This window comes from Rhodococcus (subgen. Prescottella) equi (genome assembly GCF_003013675.1).
In the GTDB taxonomy this organism is placed as follows: domain Bacteria; phylum Actinomycetota; class Actinomycetes; order Mycobacteriales; family Mycobacteriaceae; genus Prescottella; species Prescottella equi.
This window is the reverse complement of sequence record NZ_CP027793.1, coordinates 3416304-3432177: the sequence shown is the minus strand read 5'-3', so window position 1 is coordinate 3432177 and position 15874 is coordinate 3416304. Positions and strand designations below refer to the sequence as shown.

At 70.0% G+C, this 15874-nt stretch carries 14 protein-coding genes and 1 tRNA gene; 13 read left to right on the top strand and 2 right to left on the bottom strand.

The annotated features are described in order from the left end of the window. The first annotated feature begins 101 nt into the window (after positions 1–101). Both C7H75_RS16040 and C7H75_RS16035 read left to right on the top strand, forming a co-directional pair. Positions 102–1514 carry a glycoside hydrolase family 183 protein gene (locus tag C7H75_RS16040; protein ID WP_081264291.1) on the top strand — a complete coding sequence of 471 codons (1413 nt, stop codon included), beginning with the start codon at positions 102–104 and terminating at the stop codon, positions 1512–1514. 139 nt (positions 1515–1653) lie between these two features. Then, the gene (locus C7H75_RS16035; RefSeq protein WP_081120743.1) at positions 1654–2616 is read left to right on the top strand and encodes an esterase/lipase family protein; all 963 of its coding nucleotides are present in this window, start codon (positions 1654–1656) and stop codon (positions 2614–2616) included. Positions 2617–2645: 29 nt separating this feature from the next. Here C7H75_RS16035 and C7H75_RS16030 read toward each other — a convergent pair. After that, a tRNA-Arg gene (locus C7H75_RS16030) sits at positions 2646–2722 on the bottom strand. Between the two features lie 48 nt (positions 2723–2770). Then, on the bottom strand, positions 2771–3727 hold the full coding sequence (locus tag C7H75_RS16025; RefSeq protein ID WP_064077176.1) for a LysR family transcriptional regulator: 957 nt from the start codon (positions 3725–3727) through the stop codon (positions 2771–2773). An 88-nt stretch (positions 3728–3815) separates the two neighbouring features. Here C7H75_RS16025 and C7H75_RS16020 point away from each other — a divergent pair, with 88 nt between their 5' ends. The 11 genes from C7H75_RS16020 (at position 3816) to ssb (ending at position 15854) form a co-directional block, all read left to right on the top strand. Continuing rightward, entirely contained in the window at positions 3816–4940 is a 1125-nt protein-coding gene (locus tag C7H75_RS16020) for an XdhC family protein (RefSeq protein WP_081182838.1), read from the top strand. Between the two features lie 106 nt (positions 4941–5046). Next, positions 5047–5931 carry an FAD binding domain-containing protein gene (locus tag C7H75_RS16015; protein ID WP_005512165.1) on the top strand — a complete coding sequence of 295 codons (885 nt, stop codon included), beginning with the start codon at positions 5047–5049 and terminating at the stop codon, positions 5929–5931. Between the two features lies 1 nt (position 5932). Beyond that, positions 5933–6430, top strand: a complete 498-nt coding sequence (locus C7H75_RS16010) for a (2Fe-2S)-binding protein (protein WP_022596807.1) — start codon at positions 5933–5935, stop codon at positions 6428–6430. Beyond that, positions 6427–8823 carry an aerobic carbon-monoxide dehydrogenase large subunit gene (locus tag C7H75_RS16005; RefSeq protein WP_106851584.1) on the top strand — a complete coding sequence of 799 codons (2397 nt, stop codon included), beginning with the start codon at positions 6427–6429 and terminating at the stop codon, positions 8821–8823. The genes C7H75_RS16010 and C7H75_RS16005 overlap by 4 nt, the downstream gene beginning before the upstream one ends. A 13-nt stretch (positions 8824–8836) precedes the next feature. Then, positions 8837–9721: an XdhC family protein gene (locus C7H75_RS16000; RefSeq protein WP_081182092.1), complete on the top strand. Its 885-nt coding sequence runs from the start codon at positions 8837–8839 to the stop codon at positions 9719–9721. Further along, positions 9712–10302: a nucleotidyltransferase family protein gene (locus C7H75_RS15995; RefSeq protein ID WP_081182087.1), complete on the top strand. Its 591-nt coding sequence runs from the start codon at positions 9712–9714 to the stop codon at positions 10300–10302. Before C7H75_RS16000 ends, C7H75_RS15995 begins: the two co-directional genes overlap by 10 nt. A gap of 17 nt (positions 10303–10319) precedes the next feature. Beyond that, complete coding sequence (locus C7H75_RS15990; RefSeq protein WP_175274611.1) at positions 10320–11198, top strand: AAA family ATPase; 879 nt, start codon at positions 10320–10322, stop codon at positions 11196–11198. 10 nt (positions 11199–11208) lie between these two features. After that, positions 11209–11874, top strand: coding sequence for an SRPBCC family protein (locus C7H75_RS15985; protein ID WP_005512177.1), 666 nt, complete (start codon positions 11209–11211; stop codon positions 11872–11874). Continuing rightward, positions 11871–13172: a vWA domain-containing protein gene (locus C7H75_RS15980; RefSeq protein WP_106851583.1), complete on the top strand. Its 1302-nt coding sequence runs from the start codon at positions 11871–11873 to the stop codon at positions 13170–13172. Before C7H75_RS15985 ends, C7H75_RS15980 begins: the two co-directional genes overlap by 4 nt. Next, positions 13153–15183 carry a bifunctional copper resistance protein CopD/cytochrome c oxidase assembly protein gene (locus C7H75_RS15975; protein ID WP_044991249.1) on the top strand — a complete coding sequence of 677 codons (2031 nt, stop codon included), beginning with the start codon at positions 13153–13155 and terminating at the stop codon, positions 15181–15183. Before C7H75_RS15980 ends, C7H75_RS15975 begins: the two co-directional genes overlap by 20 nt. A 197-nt stretch (positions 15184–15380) precedes the next feature. Beyond that, positions 15381–15854 (top strand): single-stranded DNA-binding protein, encoded by a 474-nt coding sequence (ssb, locus tag C7H75_RS15970; protein WP_049799625.1) that lies wholly within the window; start codon positions 15381–15383, stop codon positions 15852–15854. Positions 15855–15874 lie beyond the last annotated feature (20 nt).

Sequence of the window (15874 nt, the reverse complement as noted above, 5' to 3'; positions counted from 1 at the left end):
GTGGTTTGATCATTGACCGACGAACGTATTCGGGGGAATCAGCGGTCGGGCCGCACTGGGGTTGTCTCCCTCCGTCTCCACCTGTGGAAGGGAATCGGTCTGTGAGAGAAGCAAATCGGAGGTGGGCGGCAGCCCTGTCGGCCGCCGCGGTCACCGCCGGACTGTCGGTCGCGATGGCGACGCCGGCCGCTGCCGTCGGTGGCCCGTGTGGTCAGGGCGGCGGCAGCCTCGGGAGTTCTGGGCTGACGGGCAGCCTGATGGGCAGTCTGGGCGCAGGCAGCCTCGGAAGCGCGACGGGATCGCTGGCCAACTCGCTGCCGTGGATCACCGGCGCGCCCAACGGCGCGCTACCGGTGTTGTCCGGCCCCACCAAGGCACTCGAGATGGTGACGGGACCGGGCAGCCCGAACGACACGATCGACCGCTTCAGCGTCGCCGGCACCGACCTCGGAATCATGTGGGACAACGGGGCCGGTCAGGTGCTGATGGCCTTCGGTGACACCGTGGGCGACTGCGGTATCGACGGCGACCAGTGGCGCAGCAACGTCCTGTTCCGCAGCAACGACGCCAATCTGGCCGACGGCATGCGCATCGACAGTTCTCCGCTCGACACCCCTGGCGGGAACTTCTCGCGACAGGTCATCAAGGGTTTGCTGAACCTGCCTCCGGGAACGATGCCCGAGTTCACGGTGATCCCGACCGGCGGCGTCGCGGTCGACGGCGTGCAGTACGTGCGTTGGATGTCGGTCCGTTCGTGGGACGTGCCGGGAGAGTGGACCACCAACTACTCGGGCCTGGCCTTCTCCACCGACAACGGTGAGAACTGGACCACGGATCCGGCCACCGTCCGCCTCAACCGCGAGGGCGTGCTGGACGGTCTCGACCTGCCCGGCGTCCCGAATCTGGCGACCAGCAACAAGAACTGGCAGATGAGTGCCTTTGTTCCGGGGCGCGGTGCTGACAGCAACTACGTCTACGAGTTCGGAACGCCCTCCGGTCGATCGGGGGAGGCGCGCCTCGCCCGTGTACCGAAGGCGGACATTCGTAACCTCAACGCTTACGAGTACCGAACCGGTTCGGGGTGGAGCCAGGACATCGCCGACGCCGTTCCGGTGATCCGCGGCAACGTCAGCGAACTGTCGGTGCAATGGAATCCGTACCTGGGCAAGTACGTCGCGATGTACACCGACATGGGCGGTCTGAAGATCCGGCAGTCGTCGGACCTGATCAACTGGAGTGGCACGCAGACGTTGATCGGCTCGACTGCGTTGCCGTCGCTGTACGGCGGTTTCATGCATCCGTGGACGAACAAGAACGGCACCGACAAGAATCTCTACTTCGTGCTGACCACGTGGGACCGCTACAACGTGATCTACATGAAGACCGATCTGAGCGGCATGCGGGTGGCGTCCACCGACACGTTCGATCGCCCGGACCCGGCGATCACCGGCGAGCAGAGGCTCGAGGGCTTCCAGACCCCCGAGGGCTTCGTCGAGCCCGACGCGGTCGAGTGATCGATCGCAGTTCGTAGCAAGTGGCCCGTCCCCGTCCACCGGGGGCGGGCCGCTTGCAGTTCGCGTCCGAAACCTCACGCGGGTGCTAGGTTTCGGTCGGTCGGTCGGGGTTCTGGTGGAACAGCCGAGGGGGATCTACATGCGTGCGTTCTTCGCCGCGGTCTGTGCGTCAGCGTTGTGGGCGCTCGCCCTGTCCGTTGTGGCGACGCCAGGCGTCGGGGCCGATCCGCTACCCGTGCCGCACAATTTCTTCGAAGGTATCGCGCTCGAGACGGCAAACCCTGGCGGCTCGATTCCGGGTTCGAACGACTGGGCCTGTGTGCCGACCGAGGCCCACCCGAATCCGGTGATCCTCGTCCACGGCACGGGTGCGAATCGGCAGACGAATTGGGCCACATACGGTCCCCTGCTGAAGAACGAAGGCTATTGCGTCTTCGCGCCCACCTACGGCACGCGTCCGGACGCGACGTGGCCGATGAGTGCCTTCGGCGCACTCACGCCGCTCGAGCAGAGCGCACAGGAGTTGTCGGTCTTCGTGGACGAGGTGCTTGCCGCCACCGGCGCGAGCAACGTCGACATCGTCGGCCACTCGCAGGGCACCCTGATGCCGAACTACTACGTGAAGTTCCTCGGCGGCGCGGCGAAGGTGGACAAGTACGTGTCACTGGCTCCGCTCTGGGGTGGGGCCGGCTCCTTCGGCGCCGGCGAGATCACGGCCCTCGTCGAGCAGTTCGGGCTGAAGGCATTGCAGGAGCAGACGTTCGGACGGCTGTGCGCGTCCTGCCTGGACATGGCGCCGGGCGCCGATTTCATCGAGAAGATGAACGAGGGCGGCAGTCCGTATGCGCCCGGCGTCGCGTACACGAACATCGCCACCAGGTACGACGAGCTCGTCGTGCCGTACACCAGTGGTCTCGTCCCCGGTCCGAACGTGACGAACATCGTCGTCCAGGATCGGTGCCCACAGGACTACTCGGAGCATGCAGCGCTGGCCGCCTCGCCCGTCGCAGCCGGATATGTGCTCAACGCGCTCGATCCGCAGTACCCGGAACCGGTGCCGTGCGTGATGGTTGCCCCGTTCACCGGTACGCCGGTGGGATGATCACATGCCGGTTCGGTCGCTGCAGTTTGTGGTGCCCCCGGCAGGAATCGAACCTGCGACCTAGAGATTAGAAGGCTCTTGCTCTATCCAACTGAGCTACGGAGGCGCGGCCAAGAGCATACCTGCTGATTCGGGGTGATTCGCGCATCCGGGGTCAGCTCCAGAGTGTGACGTGCACCTTGGGTTTGAAGTGGGCGACGTCGACGCCGGTGCCGCGGATCATCGCCTGGATGCATCGCGGTGTGCTGACGAAGTGCAGCAGTTCGGTCGCGGCGGGCTGGAGGTGCTGGTGGTGCAGGGTCGTGGCGCACCATTCGCCCGCCGCGCGCAGTTCCGGACCTTCGACGAGGTCGAGAGAGCCGGCCGACAGTTCGTCGTCGATCGCGAAGCCGAGTGCCAGCGTCAGCGCCGACGACCGCCGGACCGCCTCCACCGCGGCGGCGTCGCTCTGGAAGATCCGTTGCCGCTCGTGGGGGATGTCGAGTGCGCGGAGCATGTGCCGCATCACGCCGTCGCCGCCGGCCGCGGACGGTCCGAGGAACCACTGCTGCTCGCGCAGTTGCCGCAGCGACGGCCGGGTCCGCGCCATCGGGTGCTGGGGTGCGCACACCGTGAGCACCTCGTACTGCAGGAACGGGTGCAGGCACAGCGGCTGCCGCTCGCCCAGGACCCGCGGCCCCAGCGCGACGTCGACGGCCCGCGAGGAGATCAGATTCGCGAACTGCCGGACGGGGTGGACGCTCAGCTCGACCGACAGATCCTTCGCGCGCCCGGCAAACAGGTCGATCAGCCCGGGGGCGGCGTGTTCGGCGAACAGCGGGGACGCCGCGATCCGCAGGAGACGCCGGCCGTTGCCGGCCTGGCTCACCTCGAGCGCCGTCTGCTGCTGTAGCCCGAGGATCTCGACGGCCCGGCTCGCGAGGCGCAGCCCGCCCGGTGTGAAAGCGAGCCCCGACGGTCGTCGGCAGTACAGGGGGTCGTCGAGTTCCTTGCGGAGCTGGGCGATATGCATGGAGACACCCGAATCCGTCATGCCCAATTCACGCGCTGCCGCTCGAACCGATCCGAGCCGCACCACCGCGGAATAGGCTCGCAGTTGAGCGGGTGTCACGCCCTCGAGGGTACGGGCCGAGGAAGATCGACATCTGCGAATGGACCGGCCTCACCTGCGGCGACGGCCGGGGCTGGAGGCTGAAGCCATGCGCGACGTTCTGTCCGATCTGCTCGCGATCTGGCGCGCGGACGAGACGGCCGGACTCGCCACGGTGGTCGCCACCTTCCACTCCGCGCCGCGCGCTCCGGGGGCTGCGATGGTGGTCGCCCCCGACGGCCGCGTGTCCGGTTCGGTGTCCGGCGGGTGCGTCGAGGGCGCGGTTTACGAATCGGCGTCCGAGACGGTCCGGACGGGGAGGCCGACCCTCGAGCGGTACGGCGTCAGCGACGACGACGCGTTCGCGGTCGGGCTCACGTGCGGCGGCATCCTGGACGTGTTCGTCGAGCCGGTCTCTCGCGCCACGTTTCCCGCACTCGCAGACGTCGCCGACGACATCGCGGAGCGGCGTCCGGTGGCGGTGGCGACGGTCGTCGACGACGTCGCCGGTCGCGTCGGGCAGCACCTGGTAATCCGACCCGACGACGTCGCGGGGACGCTCGGTTCGGACCGGCTCGACGCCGCGGTCGTCGACGACGGCCGCGGTCTGCTCGCGGCCGGCCGGACCGCGGTACTTGCGTACGGGCCGGACGGGCAGCGGCGCGGCGAGGGCCTGCGGGTGTTCGTCGCGAGCTATGCGCCGCCGCCCCGGATGCTGGTGTTCGGGGCGATCGACTTCGCGGCCGCGGTCGCTCGGCAGGGGAAGTTCCTCGGATACCGGGTGACCGTGTGTGACGCGCGCGAGGTGTTCGCGACCGCGTCGCGCTTCCCGACCGCCGACGAGGTGGTGGTCGACTGGCCGCACCGGTACCTCGAAGCGCAGGCCGACGCGGGGGAAGTCGACGGCCGCACGGCGATCTGTGTGCTCACCCACGATCCCAAGTTCGACGTCCCGTTGCTGGCGGTCGCGCTCCGACTGCCGGACGTCGGGTACGTCGGGGCCATGGGCTCACAGCGCACCCACCGCGACCGGTTGGACCGGCTGCGCGAGGCCGGTCTGACCGACGTGGATCTGGCCCGGCTGTCGAGCCCGATCGGGCTCGATCTCGGCGCCCGCACTCCCGAGGAGACGGCCGTGTCCATCGCGGCGGAGATCATCGCGCGGCGCTGGGGCGGCGGCGGGCTACCGCTGCGTGACCTGCGCGGACGTATCCATCACGAGCGAAACGGGTGATCGGGGCGGCCGTGTCGAGTCGAGATCAAGCTTTCGCTGAATCGCGCTTGACGCCCCGCCCGACCGGGCACACGCTGGAAGGTGTCCGGGCTGTGAGGAGTGCCACATGCAGGTTCCGGGACTGTTCGAATACGAGCGCGCCACCGACGTCGAGAATGCGATCGCGCTGCTGGATCGGCTGGGCGACGAGGCGCGGATCGTCGCGGGTGGCCACAGTCTTCTACCGATGATGAAGTTGCGGCTGGCGAACCCCGAATATCTCATCGACATCAACGACCTGGCGGCCGAGCTCGGCGACATCACGGTCGAGGCGGACGCGGTGCGGATCGGGGCGATGGTCCGGCATCGCCAGATTCTCGAGTCCGACGATCTGGCTCGGCTGCTGCCGATCTTCCGGGACGCCGAGAGGGTGATCGCGGACCCGGTGGTGCGGAACCGCGGCACGATCGGTGGGTCGCTGTGCCAGGCCGATCCAGCCGAGGACCTCACGACGGTGTGCACGGTGGTGGGCGCGGTCTGTGTGATCCGTGGGCCGACCGGGGTGCGGGAGGTGCCGATGGAGGAGTTCCTCGTCGGGCCCTACGAGACGGCCGTCCGCGGCAACGAGATCCTCACCGAGGTGTGGATTCCCCGGGTGCCGTCGGGATCGAGTGCGTACACGAAGGTCGAACGGCGGGTGGGGGACTGGGCGATCGCGGCCGCCGGCGCCGCGGTCCGGTTGGACGGTGACCGCATCGCGGCGGCGCGGCTCGGTCTCACCGCGGTGGTGCCCGACGCCGAGCGTCTGGCCGACATCGGGGACGTCCTGCGCGGGCAACCGGCCGACGAGGAGAACTTCCGGCGGGCGGGCGAACTGGCCGGGCAGGCCTGCGAACCCGTCACGGATTCGCGCGGCACCGCCGCCTACAAGCGGCATCTCGCCGAGGAACTGACCGTCCGATCGCTGCGGACCGCCGCAGAGCGGGCGCACACCGGACGGACGGAGCTGTGAGATGCAGGTGACGATGACGGTCAACGGCGCGGAGGTCGCCGACGACGTGGAGCCGCGCATGCTGCTGGTGCACTTCCTGCGGGACCGTCTGGGCCTCACCGGAACTCACTGGGGATGCGACACCAGCAACTGCGGGACGTGTGTGGTCGCGGTGGACGGCGAACCGGTGAAGTCGTGCACCATGCTCGCCGTGATGGCCGACGGGCGCGCGGTCCGCACCGTGGAAGGGCTGGCCGCCGACGGCGTCCTCGACCCGGTGCAGGAGGGCTTCATGCAGTGCCACGGCCTGCAGTGCGGATTCTGCACGCCCGGCATGATGATCACCGCCCGCGCACTGCTCGACCGCGACCCCGACCCGGACGAACAGACGATCCGCGAGGCGATCTCGGGCCAGATCTGCCGGTGCACCGGTTACACCACGATCGTCCGGTCCGTCCGGTGGGCGGCCGAGCACGGCGGCGCGACCACCGACACCGTCACCACGGGAGGCGCGTCGTGACCACGCTCGACCACCCGCAGACGGACCCCGACCGCCCCGTCAACGACGGCAAGCCATGCGGGCACGGTCGCATGCTCCGCAAGGAGGACCCGCGGTTCATCCGCGGCCAGGGACGCTACGTCGACGACGTGCAGTTGCCCGGCATGCTGCACCTGGCGATCCTGCGGTCGCCGGTGGCGCACGCGCGGGTCGTGCGGATCGACACCACGGCCGCGCAGGCGCACCCGAAGGTCGCGGCGGTCGTCACCGGCGCCGATCTCGCCGAGAAGGGCCTGGCGTGGATGCCGACTCTGTCGAACGACGTGCAGGCGGTGCTCGCGACGGACAAGGCCCGGTTCCAGGGGCAGGAGGTGGCGTTCGTCGTTGCCGAGGACCGGTACTCGGCGCGCGACGCGCTCGAGCTGATCGACGTCGAGTACGAGATCCTGGACCCGGTGATCGACGCCCGCCGAGCCCTCGCCGCGGACGCCCCCGTCATCCGCACCGACCTGGACGGCAAGACCGACAACCACTGCTTCGACTGGGAGACGGGAGATTCCGCCGCCACCGCGGCCGTGTTCGACAGGGCCGACGTGGTGGTACGGCAGGAGATGGTCTACCCGCGCGTGCATCCGGCGCCGATGGAGACGTGCGGCGCGGTCGCCGACTACGACGCCGTCGACGGCAAGCTCACGCTGTGGTCGACCAGCCAGGCCCCGCACGCGCACCGCACGCTGTACGCGCTGGTCGCAGGGTTGCCCGAGCACAAGATCCGGGTGGTCTCGCCGGACATCGGCGGCGGTTTCGGCAACAAGGTACCGATCTACCCGGGCTACGTGTGCGCCATCGTCGGGTCGCTGCTCACCGGCAAACCCGTCAAGTGGATGGAGGATCGTAGCGAGAACCTCACCAGCACCGGCTTCGCGCGGGACTACATCATGGTCGGCGAGATCGCCGCCACGCGGGAGGGGAAGATCCTCGCGATCCGCACCGACGTCCTGGCCGACCACGGTGCGTTCAACGGCACCGCGGCCCCGGTGAAGTACCCGGCCGGGTTCTTCGGCGTGTTCACCGGTAGCTACGACCTCGAGGCCGCGTACTGCCACATGACCGCGGTCTACACGAACAAGGCACCGGGGGGAGTCGCGTACGCGTGCTCGTTCCGGATCACCGAAGCGGTGTACCTGGTCGAACGGTTGGTCGACTGTCTCGCGTTCGAACTCGACCGGGACCCCGCGACGCTGCGGCTGCGAAATCTGTTGCGCCCAGAGCAATTTCCATACACCTCCAAGACCGGGTGGAAGTACGACTCGGGCGACTACGCGACGACGATGCGCAAGGCCATGGACATGATCGGCTACGACGACCTGCGCCGCGAGCAGGCCGAGCGGCGTCGGCGCGGCGAGCTGATGGGCATCGGGATGTCGTTCTTCACCGAGGCGGTCGGCGCCGGACCGCGCAAGGACATGGACATCCTCGGGCTCGGCATGGCCGACGGCTGTGAACTCACCGTGCATCCGACCGGCAAGGCCGTGGTCCGGCTGTCCGTGCAAACCCAGGGCCAGGGGCACGAGACGACGTTCGCGCAGATCGTCGCGGAGGAACTCGGAATCCCGCCCGAGGACATCGACGTGGTCCACGGCGACACGGACAACACCCCGTTCGGACTCGGCACGTACGGCAGTCGGTCGACGCCGGTGTCCGGAGCCGCGGCCGCCCTGGTGGCGCGCAAGGTCCGCGACAAGGCGCGGATCATCGCGTCGGGGATGCTCGAGGTGTCCGTCGCCGACCTGGAGTGGGAGAAGGGCACCTTTCACGTGAAGGGTGACCCGTCGGCGGCGGTGACCATCCAGGACATCGCGATGCGGTCGTACGGCGCCGGTGATCTGCCCGACGGCATCGAGGGCGGGCTCGAGGCCCAGATCTGTTACAACCCGGAGAATCTCACGTACCCGTACGGCGCGTACTTCTGCGTCGTGGACGTCGACCCGGGCACCGGGCAGGTGAGCGTGCGCCGCTTCCTCGCCGTCGACGACTGCGGCACCCGGATCAACCCGATGATCATCGAGGGTCAGGTGCACGGCGGCATCACCGACGGAATCGGCATGGCGCTCATGGAGATCGTCGCGTTCGACGAGGACGGCAACTGTCTCGGCGGGTCGCTCATGGACTACCTCATTCCGACCGCGCGTGAGGTGCCGCACCTCGAGACCGGGTACACCGTCACCCCCTCGCCGCACCACCCGATCGGCGCCAAGGGGATCGGCGAGAGCGCGACGGTCGGCTCGCCGCCGGCGGTGGTGAACGCCGTCGTCGACGCCTTGAAACCGTTCGGGGTGCAGCACGCGGACATGCCGTTGACACCGTCGCGGGTGTGGGAGGCGATGCAGGGTCGCGCGACCCCGCCGATCTGACGAAGGAGTTCGCATGGACCTGAGTGCGCGCGCCGCCGAACTGACGGGCGAGCGGCGTCCGTTCGTGCGTGCGACGGTGGTCCGCGCCCAACAGCCCACGTCGACCCGGCCCGGCGATCAGGCGATCGTGTTGCCGGACGGCATGATCGAGGGATTCGTCGGTGGACACTGTGCTCAGAACTCGGTGCGCCGCGCGGCGCTCGATGCCGTCGCGTCGGGGGAGAGCGTGCTGCTGCGCATCCTGCCCGACGGCGGACCGGCCTTCCCGGACGCACCGGGCGCCGACGTCGTCGTGAACCCGTGCCTGTCCGGTGGGGCGATGGAGATCTTCCTCGAACCGTGCCTGCCGGCCCCGATCGTGCGGGTGGCCGGCGCCACGCCGGTCGCCGACGCCGTCGCCCGGGTCCTCGAGGTGCTCGACGTCGACGTCCGCCGGGGCATCTCCGTCGGCGACGGGGAGGCTGCGGTGATCGTCGCGAGTCTCGGCGGCGACGAACCTGCCGTGATCCGCGAGGCGCTGGACTCGGGAGTCGGTTACGTCGGACTGGTGGCGAGTAGCAGGCGCGGCGCCACGATCGTCGACGAACTCGACCTCGACGAACCGGAACGGGCTGTCGTGCACACCCCGGCAGGGCTTCCGATCGGTGCCCGAACTCCGGGGGAGATCGCGGTGTCGATCGCGGCCGAACTGGTGCGCGCGATCCGGATCGGGCAGCTGGATTCGGCTGCGGCCGAGGCGGAACCGGATGCGGCCCTCACTGTCATCGATCCGGTGTGCGGCATGACGGTCCTCGTCGGCGCGGACACGCCGCACCTGCAGATCGACGGGGAGGACTACTGGTTCTGCGCGCCGGGCTGCCGCCGCGCCTACGAGAAGGAGCGTGCGCGATGTTCGTGACCGGACTGGTGCTCGCCGCCGGATCGTCGCGGCGGCTGGGTCGGCCGAAACAACTCCTGCCCTACCGCGGGGCGACGCTGCTCGACGCGACGCTCACGGTGGCCCGCGCCTGCCGCTTCCACCAGCTGTTGGTGACGGTGCCCGGATCCGCCGACGCCATCGAGGACCTCGTCGACCTCGGTGGATGCACCGTCTTGCACTGCCCGGACGCCGCAAGCGGATGCTCGGCGTCGGTGAAAGCCGCCCTGCCGCACATCGACCCCCTCGCCTCCGGGATCGTGCTGATGCTCGGTGACCAGCCCGGGGTGTCTCCCCGTGCGGTCCGCGCGCTGGTCGAACGGGGCCGTCTCGAGAACATCGGACTGTGTCGCTACAGCGACGGCGAGGGACATCCGCTGTGGCTGGGGCGGGACGTGTTCGGCGACCTCGCCGACCTGTACGGCGACAAGGCCGTGTGGAAGCTGTTCGACCGCGACGACATCGACGTGTTCGACGTGCCGGCGGAAGGCCGGATGCCCCTCGACGTCGACACGTGGGACGAGTACCGGGCGCTGCTCGACCAGGACCGGGACGCCTCGTGACCGAGGCCGTCACCGCGATCGTCCCCGACGTCGACACGCTGATCCGCCGCTTCGACGAGCGGGACTATCTCCTCGACGAGGGCACCGCCACGGCGCTGTTCCTGGCGCTGCAACTGGGGCGGCCGTTGCTGCTCGAGGGGGAGCCCGGGGTGGGGAAGACGACCGCGGCCAAGGCTCTCGCTGCCGCGTTGACCACACCGTTGGTGCGACTGCAGTGCTACGAGGGCCTCGGCGCCGACGAGGCCCTGTACGACTGGAACTACCAGCGGCAACTGCTGGCCGTGCGGGTGTCCGAGGCGCGCGGTGACCGGCTGCAGGAGGCGGACCTGTTCACCGAACCGTTCCTGCTCGAACGCCCGATCCTGCGCTGCGTGCGGCACCGCGGGGCGATCCCACCGGTGTTGCTGATCGACGAGATCGACCGCGCGGACGACGAATTCGAGGCGCTGCTGCTCGAGTTCCTCGGCGAGGCGGCCGTGACGGTGCCCGAGATCGGTACGTTCGTCGCGGACCGGCCGCCGATCGTCGTGCTGACGTCGAACCGCAGCCGGGACCTGCACGACGCACTTCGCCGACGCTGCCTCTACCACTGGATCGACTACCCCGCTCCGGAGCGGGCCGCGGCGATCCTGCGTCGCACGGTTCCCGGCGCGACGCAGCCGCTGATCGCGAGCGTCACCGACTTCCTGGGCGTGGCCCGCCGTCTCGACCTCGACAAGGCGCCGGGCGTCGCCGAGGCCGTCGACTGGGTGTCGGCACTCGCCGCGCTCGGCGCCGCCGACCTCGTGGCGGCCGATGCGCTCGCGAGCCTCGGCGCGATCGCGAAGACCCCCGACGACCGGACCGTGCTGGCCGAGGCGGTGACTGCGTACGCCGCGAGCGGGAGGACAGGATGAGAGGACGACGATGAAGATTGCAGACCAGTTCACGGTCGACGCCCCCATCGAGCGGGCATGGGAGGTGCTCACCGACCTCGAGGGCATCGCACCGTTGTTGCCGGGCGCGCGGATGACGGGCCGCGAGGGCGACGACTACCTCGGCACCGTCAAGATCAAGGTGGGGCCGGTCACGACCGAGTTCGCCGGCCGCGCCTCCTTCGCCGAGAAGGACGCCCGGTCCCACACCGCGGTGATCGACGCGCGCGGCAAGGAGAAGCGGGGCAGCGGCAACGCGTCCGCCACCATCACCGCGCGCCTGCACGAGGAGGGTGACGCGACGCGGGTGACCGTCGACACCGACATGAAGGTGGTCGGCAAGCTCGCCCAGTTCGGCAGCGGGATGATCTCGCAGGTGTCCGCGAAGCTCATGGGGCAGTTCGCGTCGTCGCTCGAGGACCGGCTCGCTTCCGAGACGAGTGGCACTGCGACGGGTGCGCTGCCTCCGCCCGACAACGGCCCCGGCGTCGCTGCTGTGTCCGGGCTGACCGGGCCGGTCGCCGTCGAACCGGACGTCGAGCCCATCGACCTCGTGGCACTGTCCGGGATCGGGGCCGCGCGCCGGCTGCTGCCCTGGATCGCCGCGGCGGTCGCGGCCGCCGTCGTCTTCACCGTCCTGCGAGCGCGCCGGCGGTGACGGCCCCCGACGCTCCGGCCCCACTGCTGCGCGGGGTGGACCTCGCGGCGTTCGCCGTCGCGTTGGTGTCGCGGGCGCGATCGGTCGGGATCGCGGTGTCGGCGAGCGGGGCGGGGCGGTTCACCGAGGCGCTGCGGGTGCTGCCGCCGACCGACCGGCGCCGGCTCTACTGGACCGCCCGCATCACGCTCGTCGGCCGCCGGATCGATCTCGAGCGATTCGATGCCGTGTTCGCGGCGGTGTTCTCCGACGCGGTCCTCGCGCTCGACCCGGCTGCCCGCGCCGCTGCACGGAACGGCCCGCACGATCGTTCCGTACGGCCGGAGCCCGGTCCGTCGGTGCACGAGGGAGATACGAGGGGGGAGCGGACGGCACTGCCGTGGGTGACGCGCGCCGGAGCGTCCGACGACGAGACCTCGGCGGCCGTCGGCGCCTGCAGGCGGTTACCCAGCCCGCGCGAGGATCTCGCGGGCGAGCCGTTCGATGCGTTCGACGACGCAGATCTGCGGGCACTCGGCGCACGGCTCGAGCGGGCGCGGCGACGATGGCCGGCACGGCGGAGCCGTCGGCGCGAACCGCATCGGCACGGCCGGGTGGATCTGCGGGCGACGATGCGTCGTGCGGGACGTACCGGGTTCGAGCCGGTCCGGGTGGCGCGGGACCGACCTCGCCCCCGTCCGCGTCGCATCGTGCTGGTGTGCGACGTGAGCCGATCCATGCGCGGGTACGCCCAAGCCTGTCTGCATCTGATGCGCGCGGTCGTGCTCGGATCCCGGCCCGGCGACGCCGAGGTGTTCGTGTTCTCGACCCGGCTCACCCGGCTGACGCCGACGCTTGCGCACCGCAGCGCCGAGGTCGCCGCCCAGCGCGCGACCGAACGAGTCGTCGACCGATTCGGCGGCACTCACATCGCCCGCAGCCTCGACGCACTGTTGTCCTCGCCACACGGGTCGTCGTTGCGCGGCGCCGTCGTGATCGTCGCCTCGGACGGCTGGGACAGCGACGACCCGGCCGACCTGGCGAGGGCGGTGGCCCGGGTCGGCCGCCGCGCCCACCGACTCGTCTGGCTCAATCCCCGCGCCGCCCAACCGGGTTTCGAGCCGCTCGCCGGGTCGATGGCCGCGGCGTTGCCGTACTGCGACGACTTCCTGCCCGCGCACACCGTGGCGGTCCTGGCGGAGGTGCTCGAGATCGTCGGGGGCCCGCCCGCGCTCCGGCAGCCGCGGCCGGGGCGAGGCACGAGTCCGACAGATTGTCGTAGGTCCTACCCTGGTAGGCATGGCAACACCCGTGCGTGAGCAGACCGAGCACGCTCCCGTTCCCTCGTCCCGTCCCGGTTCCGGCCTGTTCTTCGCGGTCAGCGGCGTCTTCGCCGGCCTCGTCGCCGCCCTCGTGGTCGCCATGTCGGCGTCGCAGGCGCTGGTGCTGATGGGCATCCCGGATCCGGGCCCGCTCACCACGTACGGCCTGCCGGCCCTGCGCGCGGTCAGCGAGATCGCCGCCGTCATCGCGATCGGCTCGCTGCTGTTCGCGGCGTTCATGGTGCCGCCCCAGAAGTCGGGCGTCCTCGACATCGACGGCTACCGGGCGGTGCGCACCGCCTCGCACGCCGCGTTCGTGTGGGCGGTCAGCGCGGTGATCCTGGTGCCACTCACGCTGTCGGATACATCGGGTCAGCCGTTCTCGGAAGCCGTCAAGCCGTCGAACCTGTTCTCGGCGATCGGTCAGGTGGAGACGGCCGTCGCGTGGCAGTGGACCGCGATCATGGCCGTGGTCCTCGCCGTGCTGTGCCGGATCGCGCTGCGCTGGTCCTGGACGCCGTTCCTGCTGGCGCTGGGTGTTGCGACGATGATGCCGTTGGCGCTGACCGGGCATTCGTCCTCGGGTGGCTCGCACGACGTCGCCACCAACAGCCTGATCTGGCACCTCGTCGGCGCCGCGTTCTGGGCGGGCGGCCTCTTCGCCCTGCTCGCGCACGCCCGCCGTCGCGGTGCGCACACCGATGTCGCCGCCCGACGGTTCTCTTTCGTCGCGACCATCTGCTTCGTGGCGATGGCCATCAGTGGCGTCGTCAACGCGCTCGTCCGCGTTCCGCTGGACGACCTCTTCTCCACCACGTACGGACGCCTGATCGTCGCGAAGATCGTCGCGCTGGTGGTGCTCGGTGTGTTCGGCTTCCTCCAGCGTCGACGCGCGCTGCCCGCGCTCGCCGCCGACCCGGAGTCGCGGGGCGCGCTCATCCGGTTCGCGGGCGCCGAGGCCCTCGTGTTCGCCGCGACGATCGGCATCGCCGTCGGACTCGGCCGCACTCCGCCGCCTCCGCCGTCGTCGGTGCCGACGCTCACCGAGGTGGAACTCGGCTACAACCTCGACGGTCCGCCGACCTTCGCGAAGCTGATGCTGGACTGGCGTTTCGACCTGATCTTCGGCACCGCCGCGATCGTCCTCGCCGTGCTGTACTTCGTCGGTCTGCGGACCCTGCGCAAGCGCGGCGACAGCTGGCCGGTGGGCCGGACCATCGCGTGGTTCGCCGGCTGCCTGGTTCTGCTCATCGGTACGTCGTCCGGTGTCGGCCGGTACGCACCGGCGATGTTCAGTGTTCACATGGGCGCCCACATGGCGCTGTCGATGCTGGCGCCGGTGCTGCTGGTGCTCGGCGGACCGTTCACCCTCGCGCTGCGGGCGATGCGCCCCGCCGGCAAGGACGGCGTCCCGGGCCCGCGCGAATGGCTACTGGCGTTCCTGCACAGCCCCATCTCGCGTTTCCTCACCCACCCGCTGGTGGCGTCGGTGCTGTTCGTCGGCGGCTTCTACGCGCTGTATCTCGGCGGCATCTTCGGGGCCAACGTCGACAGCCACACCGCGCACCTGCTGATGAACGTGCACTTCATCCTCAGCGGCTACCTGTTCTACTGGGTCGTGATCGGCGTCGACCCGTCGCCGCGGCAGTTGCAGCCCATCACCAAGCTGGCCATGGTGTTCGGGTCGCTGCCCTTCCACGCGTTCTTCGGTATCGCGCTCATGAGCATGGGCGAGGTCATGGGAGCGACGTTCTACCGGTCGCTCGGCCTCGACTGGAACACCGACCTGCTCAACGACCAGCAGTTGGGCGGCTCCATTGCGTGGGCCACCGGCGAGGTTCCGCTGGTGCTCGTCATGCTCGCGCTGCTGGTGCAGTGGTCGCGCAGCGACCAGAAGACCGCCAAACGCGTCGACCGTGCCGCCGAGCGCGACGACGACGCGGACCTGGCCGCGCACAACGCGATGTTCGCCGAACTCGCGCGACGTGACCGGGAGGCCGGCCACTAGCACGCACCGCCGACAGGCTCCGGGCGTCCGGGCGCCTTCGGCGCACCCTGTGGATGGCGATTCGGTTCATCCACAGATCACCCCGCCGGCCCGTTTCCGGGCGCGATCCACGGCACAGTCGAATGCACCGTCCCGACCGGGGCGGTGCATTCGCCGTCTCGGGGACCCACCCGAGCGGCCGATCCAGGGGGATGGCGATGTACGAAACGCACGGCACGGTGGTGGGCACCGTGATCACCGACCCGATCAAGCGTGAGACCACGTCCGGCGAGGAGGTCATGAGCTTCCGGATGGCGAGCAACGTCCGTCGACGCGACCGCGAATCCGGCGAGTGGGTCGACGGCGGCACCCTGTACCTGACGGTGAGCTGCTGGCGCCGGCTCGTGCAGGGCGTGGGTGCGTCGCTGATGAAGGGCGACCCGATCATCGCGCACGGCGAACTGCGCACCAACGAGTACAAGACGCGCGACGGCGAGCCGCGGTCCGACCTCGAGATGAGGGCCACAGCGGTCGGTCCGGATCTCGCGCGCTGCAGCGCCCGGCTCGACCGGTCGGGCCGGACGCGGGGCGGCGCGACCGACGGATCCGAGGGCGAGGCTCCTTCCGAATCGGAAGGCAGGGACGGGGAGGCCGGTGCCCGTGAGGAACGGGTCGAGGCTCTCACCGGGTAGGTCGGAAAGGTTCGGCGTTT

Excerpts from the sequence above, each read along its gene's own strand:
- C7H75_RS16035 (WP_081120743.1), top strand. The coding sequence starts at position 1,654 with ATGCGTGCGTTCTTCGCCGCGGTCTGTGCGTCAGCGTTGTGGGCGCTC.
- C7H75_RS16020 (WP_081182838.1), top strand. The coding sequence starts at position 3,816 with ATGCGCGACGTTCTGTCCGATCTGCTCGCGATCTGGCGCGCGGACGAG.
- C7H75_RS16015 (WP_005512165.1), top strand. The coding sequence starts at position 5,047 with ATGCAGGTTCCGGGACTGTTCGAATACGAGCGCGCCACCGACGTCGAG.
- C7H75_RS16010 (WP_022596807.1), top strand. The coding sequence starts at position 5,933 with ATGCAGGTGACGATGACGGTCAACGGCGCGGAGGTCGCCGACGACGTG.
- C7H75_RS16000 (WP_081182092.1), top strand. The coding sequence starts at position 8,837 with ATGGACCTGAGTGCGCGCGCCGCCGAACTGACGGGCGAGCGGCGTCCG.
- C7H75_RS15995 (WP_081182087.1), top strand. The coding sequence starts at position 9,712 with ATGTTCGTGACCGGACTGGTGCTCGCCGCCGGATCGTCGCGGCGGCTG.
- C7H75_RS15985 (WP_005512177.1), top strand. The coding sequence starts at position 11,209 with ATGAAGATTGCAGACCAGTTCACGGTCGACGCCCCCATCGAGCGGGCA.
- C7H75_RS15975 (WP_044991249.1), top strand. The coding sequence starts at position 13,153 with ATGGCAACACCCGTGCGTGAGCAGACCGAGCACGCTCCCGTTCCCTCG.
- ssb (WP_049799625.1), top strand. The coding sequence starts at position 15,381 with ATGTACGAAACGCACGGCACGGTGGTGGGCACCGTGATCACCGACCCG.